Source organism: Candidatus Synchoanobacter obligatus, assembly GCF_024259865.1.
Classification (GTDB): Bacteria; Pseudomonadota; Gammaproteobacteria; order Comchoanobacterales; family Comchoanobacteraceae; genus Synchoanobacter; species Synchoanobacter obligatus.
In genome coordinates this window covers 148245-161109 of record NZ_JAKUDN010000002.1, presented here as the reverse complement: position 1 = coordinate 161109, position 12865 = coordinate 148245, and the positions used below count along the sequence as shown (strand labels likewise).

Genomic DNA, 12865 nt, shown 5'->3' with positions numbered 1-12865 from the left:
CGTCAATGTCAACAAAAACCTTTGGAAGTGAACAAATTGTAGATTGTTTCAGTGGTTGAAATATTTTAAACTGGGTTTGGTCTATAAATGAGAAGGGTATGAGTCGTCGGCTGTTATGGATGGGTGGTGGATTGCTGCCTTTTGTGTTGGTGTTGGCAGTGCCAGTTCCTGTGCATGTTTATGGCTGGGTTATTGGGGTGTATCCCTTAATAGTCCTGGCGTTTATTGCAGGGATGCAGTTTCAGTTGTCCCAATCAGAATGGCTACGAATTTTGGCTATGGGATACCCTGTTGTAACCAGCTTGTTGGTCCTGGTGTATGGACAGGCATTTCTCTGTTTTTTTTGGGGGTACGTGTATGGTTTGCTTCATGATGGTTTGTTGTACCGAGAAAGGAGCGTCCATTCGGACTATTGCGTGGTGAGAAGCGTTCTTACGGCATTGTTATTGCTGTTTCTGTTTTATTTGGGTGAAGCTGGAGAGTTGTTTAAGCTGGTTTTTCTTGAATAGTTTGGTGGTAGGCAGTATAACCTAAAGGGTGGGTCAGTAGTTGATTGATTAAGCGTTGAGGAAGAATATGACGAATAACAAAAGAGTGGTAACTTATGCATTGCCCTATGCAAATGGCATGTTGCATTTAGGGCATATAATGGGCATGGTCCAGGTGGATTGCTATGTTCGGTCTTTGCGGATGCAAAATATTGACGTTACCTTTGTTTGCGGGGATGATGCCCATGGGACACCAATTATGCTCAATGCGATGAAGCAGGGCATCTCTCCGGAGCAGCTGATAGGCCAGTTTTATAAGGAGCATGTGCAAGATGTTAGGGGTTTTGCGATATCTTTTGACGGCTATCATACCACTCACTCCATGCTGAATACGCAAATAGTTCACCAGGTGTATCATCGGTTAAATCAAGGGAACATGATTGTACAAAAAAGCATTCAGCAAGCATATGATGTGGATCAAGAGATGTTTCTGCCAGATAGGTATATTAAGGGAGAGTGTCCAAAATGTGGTGCTCAAGACCAATATGGTGATCATTGTGAGGTTTGTGGCAAAACGTATGCGATTAAAGACCTGAAGTCACCAGTGTCAATTATGTCAAATACCTCTCCTGTATGGAAAGAGTCGTTACATGATTTCTTTCGACTGTCTTCAGAGCAAGGCAGTGTTGAGCAATGGCTATCTGGGTCTGATATTCAAGAGTCAGTGAAAAACAAGCTTGGCGAGTGGTTTGTTGAAGGGCTGCAGGATTGGGATATTACCCGTGATGCGCCATACTTTGGTATTGAAATACCCAATCAGCCCAATAAGTATTTTTATGTGTGGTTAGACGCTCCTTTTGGGTATTTAAGCGCCTTAGGCGCCACGCTCGGCCTCGCTGAGCCGCAGGCGATATTTGATGTTTGGAATGACTTGAATATTGAGCACTTTATTGGTAAGGATATTGTTTGCTTTCATGGTGTTTTTTGGCCGGCTGTTTTAAAGAAAGCGGGCTTAAAAGCGCCGTCAAAGTTGCATGTGCATGGTTTTCTTACGTTGGCGGGTGACAAAATGTCTAAGTCAAGGGGCCGCTTTGTTTCAACCCGTGATTATTTGGCTAAATTGCCAGCAGATATGCTCCGGTATTACTTTGCATCGCGGTTGTCGACAACCGTTGCCGATGTAGACTTGGATTGGCAAGACTTTGTCTTGAAGGTAAATGCTGATTTGGTGGGGAAGTTAGCAAATATTGGCAGTCGTAGTCAAGGGTTTGTTCATAAGTATCATGAGGGCTGTTTGGGAAGTCGGGTTGATGAAGATTTTTGGCAAACGTTGATTTCACGCCACGAAGAGATTATGGCGTCTTATCAGGCGGTCAATTTGGCTCAAGTTTGTCGCTTGGTCATGGAGCTTTGTGATGAAACCAATCAATATGTTGACCACCATAAACCCTGGGTTCTTGCTAAGGAAGGGGATCAGGAGCAGTTACTGTTAGTTGCAACCACCGCGTTGGCTGCGTTTCGTTACTTGGTATATTTACTGGCACCAATTATCCCAAATACTGCCGAAAAAGTTGCTGAGGCAATGGGGGAGTCACAGCCGGTGCTCCAGCTTGACCCATTTGTGGGTATGAAAGTCAATAAGTTTGGGCATCTGTTAAGTCGCGTGGTGAAAGAGGATGTGGCTTTTGAGTAATAAAATATGAACCAAGCGCCCAGCTTAGAGGCTGTTCTAGGAGTGTTGCCACAAACCCAGTGTGAAGAGTGTGGTTATAAGGGATGTCGTCCTTATGCAGAAGCGATAGTAAGTGGTGAAAGTATTGATTTATGCGCTCCGGGTGGCGAGGTTGTTTTAGAGAAGCTATCCCTGTTGTTGGATCGCCAGGGAGATCGCGACAAAGTAAGGCGTAGGTTTCAGCCGCCTCAGCTGGCGGAAATTGATCAGAGTGTTTGTATTGGTTGTACAAAGTGTATTAAACCTTGCCCAACAGGTGCTATTATTGGAGCGCCCAAGCGCAATCATTTTGTTTTGGGTTCAGATTGTACGGGTTGTGGTTTGTGTGTGGCTTATTGCCCAGTAGACTGTATTGTGATGGGGTTGGATGCAGCATCGCATGAGACAGCGTTAGATTTGGCGCAGGAGTATCGGAATATGCATGAGAAAAACCAACAAAAACTACAGCCTAAGAAGCTGTATAAAAAATCAATACATGACCTGCAGGCAGATATTTTAGGACTTCTAAAGGAGGATGGGAGTGAATCAACTTAAAAGGGTACAAATGCTTGAAATGCTTCAGGAGGTTTATCAAGGTGCAAGGATAGAGCTAAATTATGAAACAGAATTTCAGTTGCTTATTGCTGTACTGTTATCGGCTCAGGCTACAGATATTGGTGTTAATAAAGCAACAAAGGGCTTGTTTTCAGAGGTATCCGATCCACAACAGATGATAGACTTTGGGGAAAAAGATCTAAAAAACGCTATTAAAAGTATAGGCCTGTATCATACTAAAGCAAAAAATGTTATGAAGCTTAGCCATATATTGCAAGAGGAATATCAAGGGTTGGTGCCAAGAACTAGGGTTGGCTTGGAGGCGCTGCCAGGCGTTGGGCGAAAAACAGCGAATGTGGTATTAAATGAGCTATTTGGGCACGCAACTATTGCGGTGGACACCCATATTTTCCGTGTTTGTAATAGATCCGGATTGGCCAAAGGCGAGACACCGCTTAAAGTTGAATTGTGCTTATTAAAAGTGGTTCCTGAGGCGTATAAAAAAGATCTGCACCAATGGTTGATACAGCTTGGACGATATACCTGTGTTGCAAGAAAGCCAAAGTGCTCACAGTGTCCCATCGCTGAGCTTTGTGAGTTTCCGGATAAAGTGTATGAAGCATAATCATCGGGAAATTTTTTACCAAGTCTGGTGCAAGCATTTAAGCAAGCAGCCGCTAAAGGCTTTTGAGAAAGAGGTTTTGGCTGTTTTGGTAGAGTATCCAGAATATGTTGAGAATATGACAGAGCAGGGCATCTCTGTTAGCGGGGGTAGAAACCCTTATATTGTTTTGGGGGCACATATGGCGTTGAATGATCAAATCAAGCTTGATCGTCCTCAGGGAATTAGAGCCATATACTCTGAGGGCGTGCGGGCTTATGGTCATGAGCGTACGAAACAGTTGGTGCTTGAGGTGCTGATTGGGATGCTGGAATCGTCATATTCTTATGGTGAGGCGCCATCTGAAGCAGCGTATCTGGGAGCAATAGATAAAGTATTGGCAAAATAATTCTGTCAGTGCTTGTTTCTGTGCTAAAATGGTATGGATAAAAAAGAGGAGATGCATCATGCAAGACCTGAAAGAGAAATTGGCACCTTTGTTTAAGGTTATCGATGAAATGGATGTGCCGACCGTAATGGCCATAGCGGGCATCATGGCGCTTTTGACCATTATTTTTGGAGGATTCGCAGATTTTGTTGCGTTGATGCTGGGTGTAGGGCTAGGTTTTGCACTATATCGGAAATTTTTTCGCTAATGTGCTGAATCCTGGCCGGTGTCTTGGTCTTCTTCGTCTGAGGGGGGCTCTTTTATGGTAATGTCGGGGCTGTTTTGGTCAATAAATCGAATATTCACAGGGCTATGGTTTCGAATGAATTGTTGGCTTGATGGTAGTAGTAAAAATGGAGGTAGGGGGTTGGTTGAAGGCTCCATATCAAAAAAGTAATCATATTCATTGGTGTGAGGGACTTGGCCAATATAAAACTTTAGGGTTAAGGCGTGTTTGCTATTCGGGCATAGTGCTAAGTATTCGCCTTTAGAGGATTGGTTGTTCGTGCTAAATATACTGCCTGAAAACTCAATATGACCTTGAGAAAGAGAGTACGGCCCGATCGTTTTAGGCAGCGACAGCATAGAGGTCCGGTTGGACAGTGCATGAAGCGTAAACGTACAGGCAGTGTCATTATTAATATTGACGGGTGTGGATGGCGTGCTGGCGCTAAAAGCAAGAGTGGATAGGGCTATTAGTCCAAAGCAGTTTAATTTTATATATAGTTCCATTATTTAATCCTGATGAATTATACGGATATCATAACATTATTTTGTAAGGTGTAAAGTGCGGCTTGAAAAGAAGCGTTATCTCACGTAGATTAAAAGTAGTTTAAAGGATTGCTTTGATGTATAAAATGGTGTTTTTTGTACCACCTTCACATTTTTCTGAAGTAAAGACGGCGGTATTGTCTACTGGTGCAGGACGCGTAGGGCAGTATGAGCACTGTCTTTGGTATGTTCTTGGAAAGGGAGAGTATCGGCCGTGTGAAGGCGCTGAGCCCTTTTTGGGCAAGGCAGGTCGGCTGGAAAGGGTCGAGGAATACCGTGTTGAGGTTTTGGTTCAAGACGATTTTCTTGAATCAGCAATAGCGGCCTTAAAGCTTGCACACCCTTATGAAGAGGCGGTGTTTGAGGTGACGCAACTTGAGGATATCACGTGAGCCTTGGTGGCGCAGTCTCGTTAAGCGCCATGATTGTTCAGGCTTATATGGTGTCATGGGTGGTTCCTGCGGGTGTCGCAATGTATTATCAAGAATACGAGCAAGCATGGTTGTTTGTCGGCTTGCTGTTCTTTTTTGGGTCGTTCTTGGGCATGGTGCGTTGGGTTTTTGGCGCCATGGCTGGTGATACGGGCAATGGCTCGTTGGTTGTGGTGTTAACCTGGTTGGGTGTGTCTTTGGTCTCAAGCATTCCGTTTCTGATGTATGGTTCTACTCACTATAGTACTGCTTGGGTTGAGTCGGTGTCAGCATTAACCACAACAGGCATTGAGTTTGTCGGTAGCATTCAGGAATGGCCAAAAGCGCTATTGTGGTATCGGCAGCAACTTGAATGGATTGGTGGCGCAGGGATTATTATACTGATGCTGTCGCTGTTGGCGCTGCATGAGGGGGCCTTGCTGTCAGTTTATTATGGGGAGTATGGCTCGGACGTTCGTGATGTAAGGGTAACCCCCAGGCTGAAAAGTACCGCTCGGTCTGTGTGTTTTATTTACGGCGTGTTTTGGAGTGCTTGTTCGCTATGCTACATGCTGGGAGGGGTGCCACTATATTATGCGATGCTAGAAGCGATGGCGACGGTCTCAACAGGAGGGTTTTCAGTCATTGGAATGGTTGGAGAGGTTACTGCAACACAGCAATGGGTTGCCATTGTGTTTATGTTGTTGGGGGCGGTAGGTTTTCATGTCCACTACCAAGTGCTGTATCGCTGGGTTAAACAGGCGTATTTTCGTTGCTCGGAAGTCCGAGGACTGTTGCTGCTTGTGGGGATTGGATATATGTTTTGTGCACTATTATCAGCTAATGAAAGTATCGCTAGAACAGTATTTGATGTGGTTGCATTTGCAACGACGACGGGGTTTGAGACAGAGCTGCATTTGTCATCGCCGTTTCTGGCTTTGTTTTTTATGGTGTTGGGCTTGGTGGGGGGCGCTGCAGGATCAACGGCCGGGGGGATTAAGATAGTTCGCTTTTATGTGTTGATGCAAGAGGCAAAGTTTTTTTTATTGCGGTGTATTCAGCCCAATATTGTTAAAACGGTATTTGTTGATGGACGCGCATTATCAGGCACGTATGTTTCGAGCATTCGGGGCTATATATTCTTGTTTTTATGCACAATGTTGTTAGGCCTGTTTTTTTTGGTTTCAACAGGTATGCCAATTGACTTGGCATTTGGTTGGCTTTGTGCGACAGTAACCAATGTTGGCGCATCAACTCAGGCTTTAAGCCCGGGCGATTTGACGGGGATACAAAAGCTAGGAGTCTCGTGTATTATGTTGCTGGGCAGGGTTGAAATGGCCGTGTTTTTGGTGTTGTTCATGCCGCAGTTTTGGCAGATAAAATGATGATGTAAAATGAAAGAATATGATGTTATTTTGGTGGATGGGTCTTCCTATTTATTTAGAGCATTTCATGCGCTACCACCGCTAGTTAATAAGGATGGGATTCCTACAGGCGCTATTTATGGCGTGATTAATATGATCAAGCGGTTAGAAAAAGATTGTCCGGATGCAAAAATTATTGTGGTTTTTGATCCTAAAGGTGGGACATTTCGGCATGAAATATATGATGGATATAAAGCCGATCGAGGCCAGGCTCCAGATGATTTGGTTGTCCAGATTCCACTGTTGCACGAAGTGATTGTGGCTTTAGGGTTTCCATTGATTATTCATCAAGGCTATGAAGCAGATGATGTGATTGCTTCTTTTGCCAAGCGCTGTGGATCAAAGCGGGTGCTTATCTCAACGCTAGATAAGGATTTGGCGCAGCTGGTGTCTGAGAATGTGCATTTAATTAATACCATGCACAACAAACTACTTGATGTTCAGGGCGTCCAAGATAAGTTCGGGGTTTTGCCAGAGCAAATTCGCGATTATTTGGCGTTAATGGGGGATCGTTCGGATAATGTGCCAGGTGTTCCCGGCGTAGGGCCTAAAACGGCCGCAAAATGGTTGTGTGAGTATGGCTCGATTGAGGGCATTAAAGCGTCACGAGACCAGCTCAAGGGGAAGGTTGGAGAAACGTTTCGACAGCATTTGGGAGAGATTGATTTATCGGTTCAGCTGGTTTCATTGGTTGATGATTTAGAGGTCTGTCAGTCAATTGATGAGGTTGTTGGCCAAGGCGTGAATGCCCCTAGGTTGCAGGCTTTGTATAAGAAGTTCGGCTTTAAGAGGTGGTTGAGTGAGCTGTCTGTTGGTGAAGAGGTGTCTTTTTCAATTGTACGGAAACAGCGGCTGTTGGCAGGGATAAGAGACAAGGTCTCACAAGCGCCGTTCGTGGTTTTAATGGCATCTAAGCCTAAATCATACACACCAAGGTCCATGCTAACAGTCTTTGCGCTTCAAGTTCGAGACCAGTGTTTTGTGCTAGACGCTGAACACCTAGATATGGATAGTTTGTGGCAAGAATTGATGCCAGCATTAGAGGCTGTGGAGATCGTCACTTTCGATGCAAAAATGTTGCTAAACTATTGGGCCTTGTTGGGGCAGGCCTGCAGAGGGAGGGTTTATGATTTGCAGGTAGCGGGTTATGTCTTGGATAGTAGTTCTGTGGTGTCGCTTGAGCTGCTGCAAATGCGCTATTTAGACAAAGCAGCCGTGGTGAAAAAAGAAGATGCTATATCAGAAGCGCTAGCAAAAGAAAGCTGGAATGTTGGTCAGTTGTATCCGTTAATTTCTAAGGAGATTAGGGGGAATAAGACGTGTAGTCATGTTTTTAACGATATAGAAATGCCAGTGTTGAATATTCTTGCCAATATGGAGCAGGAAGGCATTTTGGTGGATGATCATTTGTTGCAAAATTATGCAAAAGAGTTAAAGGCTTCTTTAGATGAAATTGAGGCTCAAGCGCATGCGCTGATTGGTGTTTCTTTTAATCTTTCCTCACCAAAGCAAATAAGGCAGATACTTTTTGAGCAGCTGAAGCTACCCGTTATTGAGAAAACACCCGGCGGTGAGCCATCTACGGCTGAATCAACCTTAGCAGAGTTGTCTGGACAACATGCTTTGGTGCCATTGCTGTTGCGTCACCGCTCACTCAGTAAGATTTATTCAACATATGCAGAAGGTTTGGTAAAACAGGTTTCAGAAACAGGGCGTATTCATGGGATATTCAATCAAGCTGTGACAGTGACTGGGCGTTTGTCTTCCACTAACCCCAATTTACAAAATATACCTATTCGCACAGATGAGGGGCGGCGGATAAGAAGTGCTTTTATCCCATCAAATGGCTACAAAATTGTTTCTGCAGACTATTCTCAAATTGAATTAAGAATTATGGCACATTATTCAGGAGATCATTCGCTGATAGAGGCGTTTCAAAACAACCAAGATGTGCATTCTGCAACAGCAGCAAAGGTTGAAGGGGTGCGCCTTGCTGATGTGTCTCAAGAAATGCGCCGGCGCGCTAAAGCGGTGAACTTTGGGTTGATATACGGCATGAGTGCTTTTGGTTTGTCGAAGCAATTGGGTATATCTAGATCTGAGGCTCAAGAGGTGATTGATAAATACTTTGAGCAGTATCCCGGTGTGTTAACGTATATGTCAACTATTCGTGCACAAGCTGAAGAAAAAGGGTATGTGGAGACAATCTTAGGTAGACGTCTCAAGGCTCAGGGGGCTCAGTCGCACCAGTCAATTGAAAAGCAAGCCGCCCTTAGGGCTGCGATTAATGCACCCATGCAAGGATCGGCTGCTGATATTATCAAGCTTGCCATGATTGCCATTGCAACAAGATCAGACCAATTTGATTACAAAATGGTATTGCAAGTACATGATGAATTGGTATTTGAAGTCAAAGAAATGGACGTTGGGGCGTTTCAGGAACATGTGACGACGTTGATGCAAAATGTGCTTGAATTAAAGGTACCATTGGTGGTAAATGTGTCGGAAGGAGAGAACTGGGAGGTGGCCCATTAATAAGGAACAACGCTTAGCGGATTGCATCCGTTTTTTGGCGGTAGATGCAATTTCTGAAGCACAGTCTGGGCATCCGGGAATGCCTTTAGGTCTTGCTGATGTCATGACAGTTTTGTATCGAGATGTATTGCGCCATTCGCCAAATCATCCATCATGGGCAAATAGAGATAGGGTGGTTTTGTCTAACGGGCATGGTTCAATGTTGTTGTATGCAGCATTGTACTTGAGTGGTTATCCATGGACTATCGAGGAGTTAAAAACCTTTAGGCAATTAGGGTCGGATTGCGCAGGTCACCCTGAGCATGATGTGGGCAAAGGTGTGGAGGTGACTACGGGGCCTTTAGGCCAGGGGTTGGCCAATGCTGTTGGTATGGCTCTAGCTGCGCAAAGGGGGCAGTCTTTGTATGGCCAAGATAAAATCAATTATCATACATTTTGCTTTGTCGGTGATGGTTGTTTGATGGAGGGGATTAGCCATGAGGCTGCTTCTTTGGCGCCCAAATTGTTACAACAAGGTTTAACGGTTATTTGGGATGATAACGGCATCTCAATTGATGGCAAAATTACCCCTTGGTTTGAAAATGACGTCCTAAAGCGTTTCGAGGGGTATGGTTTTCACGTGATTAAGAATGTTGATGGTCATAACTTTGGTGATATTCGTCGGGCGTTGCTAGAAGCACGGCAGGCAAAAAAGCCAACATTTATTCAAATGAAAACAACGATCGGCAAAGGAGCTCGTTCTGTAGAAGGAACGGCTAAGTCACATGGGCAGCCTTTAACCCAAGAGGCAATTTCTCAAATGCGATTAGATTTAGATTGGCCTCATGCGCCTTTTGTTATACCTGATGAGCTATTGCAGCAGTGGGATATGCGGGCTGTTAATTATGATACAACCTGGGCGTTGCCACAAGATGAAGATGTGGCCGATTATTTGCTAAGTTGGCTGGGGGAACAAGAGGACCGTTCGCTATCAACTCGCGTGTGTTCATCACTTGTGCAAAAAGCTGTTAGTGCAAAACTGCGGATGTTGGTAGCTGGATCTGCTGATTTGGCAGCCTCTAATTTAACGCAGGCCGCTCCAGGTCTTATGAATGAGCATCAGCCTCAACATGCTTATGTTGCTTATGGGGTTAGAGAGTTTGCGATGTTTGCAATAGCCAATGGTCTGGCGTTATCGGGGTATTTGCCACTTGTTTCAACATTTTTAACGTTTGTGGATTATGGTAGGAACGCCTTGAGGATGGCGGCTATGATGAAGCAACAGGTCATTTATGTGTTAACGCATGACTCTATTGGCTTGGGAGAAGATGGTCCAACACATCAGCCAGTGGAGCACTTATTGATATGCCGGGCAACACCCAATGTTCAAGTTTGGCGGCCATGTAATTTACAGGAAACGGTAGCAGCGTGGTTAGCAGCATTAAGGCATCAGGGGCCAACAGTTTTGGCGCTAAGTAGGCAAAGTGTTGACGTACTGCCGTCGGTTGATGATTTTAGTGCAGTTCAACAAGGGGCTTACTTTAGAAAGCAAACGGATCACGCAGTGATGACTCTAGTGGCAACAGGCTCGGAGGTTGCGATAGCAGTTAAGGTGGCGGAAGTTTTAGATAAAAAACAGGTGTTCTGCAATGTCGTCTCTGTTCCATGCCGGAAGGCTGATAACCAGAATTTAGAGCAGTTGCTGGTTCATGGTAGAGACCGTTGTTTTGTGATTGAGGCCGGCTCTAGTATGTCTTGGTATGATTTAGCGCCCCCACAGAATATTTTTGGTGTGGATGCATTTGGGGCATCTGCAAAAGCAAGTGATTTATATCAGCACTTTGGCCTAACAGTCCCTGCTATTGTCGAAAGGATCCTGTTTGAGCTAGAGCAGGAGCGGGCATGATGGCGTCTCACTCAGATTTGTCGGATATTCAGCGCATTATCAGAAAGCGTGTGTTGCTTAGGGTGAATCTTGATCGTGCAAGGCAATTTCCTTTTATGGTAGAGCAGATTCTCCCATCAATTGCAGTACTGTTAGAAAACGGCTGTAGCGTCTGTGTGCTTGCGCCTCTTGGGCCAGTGTTGTTAGATCCAGCAAAGAGCTGTCATGGGTTGCTGCCCTTATTGATGGAGCGTTTTGATACCCAGGTAACCTGGTTGCCATCATTGTTCAATGTTTCCATGAAGCTTGGGCGACTATATGTTTTAGAGAATCCGTTTAAAGATTCAAGGGATATTCTTTGTGATCCTAGCTATGTTGGGGAGTTACACGAAAATGTTGATGTTGTGGTACATGACACATTGCATCATCTGGATGCAAACTATGCCTCTTCTCGAGGTTTGTTGTTGTCACAAAGCCCACAAACATTAGGGCTCGGTTTGCAGAATTTAGAGGGTTTTAATGCAGCAATGCGTTCATCTAGGGTTGGTTTGATTCTTGGGGGAGAGTCTGTATCATGGCAGTTGCGCTTGGCCAGGTCTTTGGTGCATCAGCTTTCCTTTGTTGCTGTAGGTAGTGAAGTGGCTTCTGTGATGATGGGGGCAGAGCCGCCACTATTAAAGTCACTCTATGATGATGTATTCCAGACACTGGCGCTGTTTAAAAAAGAAAAGGTGAAGGTGTTGTACCCTGTAGATGTGGTTGCTTATTCGGTTGAGTCTCAGCGTAACAGAATTTGTTTGTTTCAAGATCTTGATGCTGGGGAAAAGTTTTATGATTTAGGGTCAAAGTCAAGAATGCGAATATTAGAACATGTCGAGGATTCTGATGTCGAGATGGTGGTTGTGTCTGGTGGGATGGGGCGTCATTTGGATCCACGATTTTCTGTTTGCAGCGAGTTATTGCTGCAAGCATTGTCTCAGAGTGTTTTAAAAACAGCCATTATTGGTCGAGACAGTATTGTGACAGCAAATAGGCTGTCACTGTTAGATAAATTTTCATATGTTGTTGAAGGGAGTACGCTTGAGATGGCGTATTTAACACGAGGGGAGTCTATGAAATCTTTCTTGTTTGAATCTCAATAACCCGTTGGTGATTGTGTAAGGTTGTGATAACATCAGGTAAGGAGATTGGAATGTCGGACTATTTGTTGATAATATTGGCAGGTTTTCTGCTATTCTTTGCGTATAAAATTGGTCAGAGTAATTCACCGGTTTTTAACACCTCAGATCTTGTACGGGCCATGGGTACATTAGGCTGGATTGCTATTGGGCTGATGTGTTTTGTGATATTTGGAGTGACGATGTTGAGGTATTTATGATTAGGCGGCCATCATTTTTTAGTATATTTGCAAAATCACCATTTAAACGTTTAGAAAAGCATATGCGAGTTGTGCACGAGTGTGTCTCTTTGCTGCCGGGTTTTTATGATTTGTGTCAGGCGGGAGAATGGGAGAAGGCTGAAAAAGTGGCAAAAAAGATATCTTCTTTGGAGTCAGATGCGGATGCTTTGAAGCGTAAGTTACAGGTTAGACTGCATGCAGATTTATATTTGCCGGTTCCAAGAACAGATGTGTTGGCACTCCTTCAGGTTCAAGACAACATTGCCAATCAAGCAGAGGACGTCATGGGTTTAATGATGGGCCGGAAGATGGTTTTTCCGGATGCTGTTAAAGGTTCAGTTCGATTGCTATTGGCTCAGATGATTAAGACATGCAATAAGGCGCTAGATGTTAATGGAGAAATGCGTGACTTGTTAGAGGCGGGTTTTGATGGTGTGGTGCTTAAGATGTTGGAAGAAATGGTGACAGAGCTGGATGCATTAGAAGATGAGGCTGATCAGATACAGGCAAAAATTCGCCAAGAAATTTTTCAAATTGAATCGCAGCATAACCCAGTAGATGTGTTGTTTTGGTACCATTTCGTTAAAGAGCTGTCTGCTGTGATAGATTGGGCTCAAAGAGTGGGTACTCAGCTGATTATTATTTCTTCTAGGTAGTAT

The 12865-nt window shown here is 44.4% G+C and carries 13 protein-coding genes; 12 read left to right on the top strand and 1 reads right to left on the bottom strand.

The window, feature by feature from the left end:
• Positions 1 to 98: 98 nt before the first annotated feature.
• From MKS91_RS02540 to MKS91_RS02515, 6 genes are all read left to right on the top strand, one after another.
• Complete coding sequence (locus tag MKS91_RS02540; RefSeq protein ID WP_258569274.1) at positions 99 to 509, top strand: hypothetical protein; 411 nt, start codon at positions 99 to 101, stop codon at positions 507 to 509.
• A gap of 67 nt (positions 510 to 576) precedes the next feature.
• Positions 577 to 2181: a methionine--tRNA ligase gene (metG, locus tag MKS91_RS02535; protein WP_258569273.1), complete on the top strand. Its 1605-nt coding sequence runs from the start codon at positions 577 to 579 to the stop codon at positions 2179 to 2181.
• Between the two features lie 6 nt (positions 2182 to 2187).
• The gene (locus MKS91_RS02530) at positions 2188 to 2754 is read left to right on the top strand and encodes an RnfABCDGE type electron transport complex subunit B (RefSeq protein WP_258569272.1); all 567 of its coding nucleotides are present in this window, start codon (positions 2188 to 2190) and stop codon (positions 2752 to 2754) included.
• Entirely contained in the window at positions 2741 to 3379 is a 639-nt protein-coding gene (gene nth / locus MKS91_RS02525) for an endonuclease III (RefSeq protein ID WP_258569271.1), read from the top strand. Before MKS91_RS02530 ends, nth begins: the two co-directional genes overlap by 14 nt.
• Positions 3369 to 3764, top strand: coding sequence for a DUF1841 family protein (locus MKS91_RS02520; protein WP_258569270.1), 396 nt, complete (start codon positions 3369 to 3371; stop codon positions 3762 to 3764). Before nth ends, MKS91_RS02520 begins: the two co-directional genes overlap by 11 nt.
• A gap of 58 nt (positions 3765 to 3822) precedes the next feature.
• Complete coding sequence (locus tag MKS91_RS02515) at positions 3823 to 4011, top strand: hypothetical protein (protein ID WP_258569269.1); 189 nt, start codon at positions 3823 to 3825, stop codon at positions 4009 to 4011.
• Here the strand turns inward: MKS91_RS02515 and MKS91_RS02510 are convergent.
• On the bottom strand, positions 4008 to 4535 hold the full coding sequence (locus MKS91_RS02510) for a hypothetical protein (RefSeq protein ID WP_258569268.1): 528 nt from the start codon (positions 4533 to 4535) through the stop codon (positions 4008 to 4010). The two genes, MKS91_RS02515 and MKS91_RS02510, sit on opposite strands and share 4 nt — an antisense overlap.
• Positions 4536 to 4651: 116 nt before the next feature.
• On the opposite strand from MKS91_RS02510, the gene MKS91_RS02505 reads away from it, so the two are divergent.
• From MKS91_RS02505 to MKS91_RS02480, 6 genes are all read left to right on the top strand, one after another.
• Positions 4652 to 4966: a YqfO family protein gene (locus tag MKS91_RS02505; protein WP_258569267.1), complete on the top strand. Its 315-nt coding sequence runs from the start codon at positions 4652 to 4654 to the stop codon at positions 4964 to 4966.
• Positions 4963 to 6369, top strand: a complete 1407-nt coding sequence (locus MKS91_RS02500) for a TrkH family potassium uptake protein (RefSeq protein ID WP_258569266.1) — start codon at positions 4963 to 4965, stop codon at positions 6367 to 6369. The genes MKS91_RS02505 and MKS91_RS02500 overlap by 4 nt, the downstream gene beginning before the upstream one ends.
• A gap of 9 nt (positions 6370 to 6378) precedes the next feature.
• Complete coding sequence (polA, locus tag MKS91_RS02495) at positions 6379 to 8943, top strand: DNA polymerase I (protein ID WP_258569265.1); 2565 nt, start codon at positions 6379 to 6381, stop codon at positions 8941 to 8943.
• A complete protein-coding gene (locus MKS91_RS02490) occupies positions 8906 to 10828 on the top strand; it encodes a transketolase family protein (RefSeq protein WP_258569264.1) in 1923 nt (640 codons plus the stop codon). Before polA ends, MKS91_RS02490 begins: the two co-directional genes overlap by 38 nt.
• Positions 10825 to 11949, top strand: coding sequence for a phosphoglycerate kinase (gene pgk / locus MKS91_RS02485; protein WP_258569263.1), 1125 nt, complete (start codon positions 10825 to 10827; stop codon positions 11947 to 11949). Before MKS91_RS02490 ends, pgk begins: the two co-directional genes overlap by 4 nt.
• A 232-nt stretch (positions 11950 to 12181) precedes the next feature.
• Positions 12182 to 12862, top strand: coding sequence for a TIGR00153 family protein (locus tag MKS91_RS02480; RefSeq protein ID WP_258569262.1), 681 nt, complete (start codon positions 12182 to 12184; stop codon positions 12860 to 12862).
• Positions 12863 to 12865 lie beyond the last annotated feature (3 nt).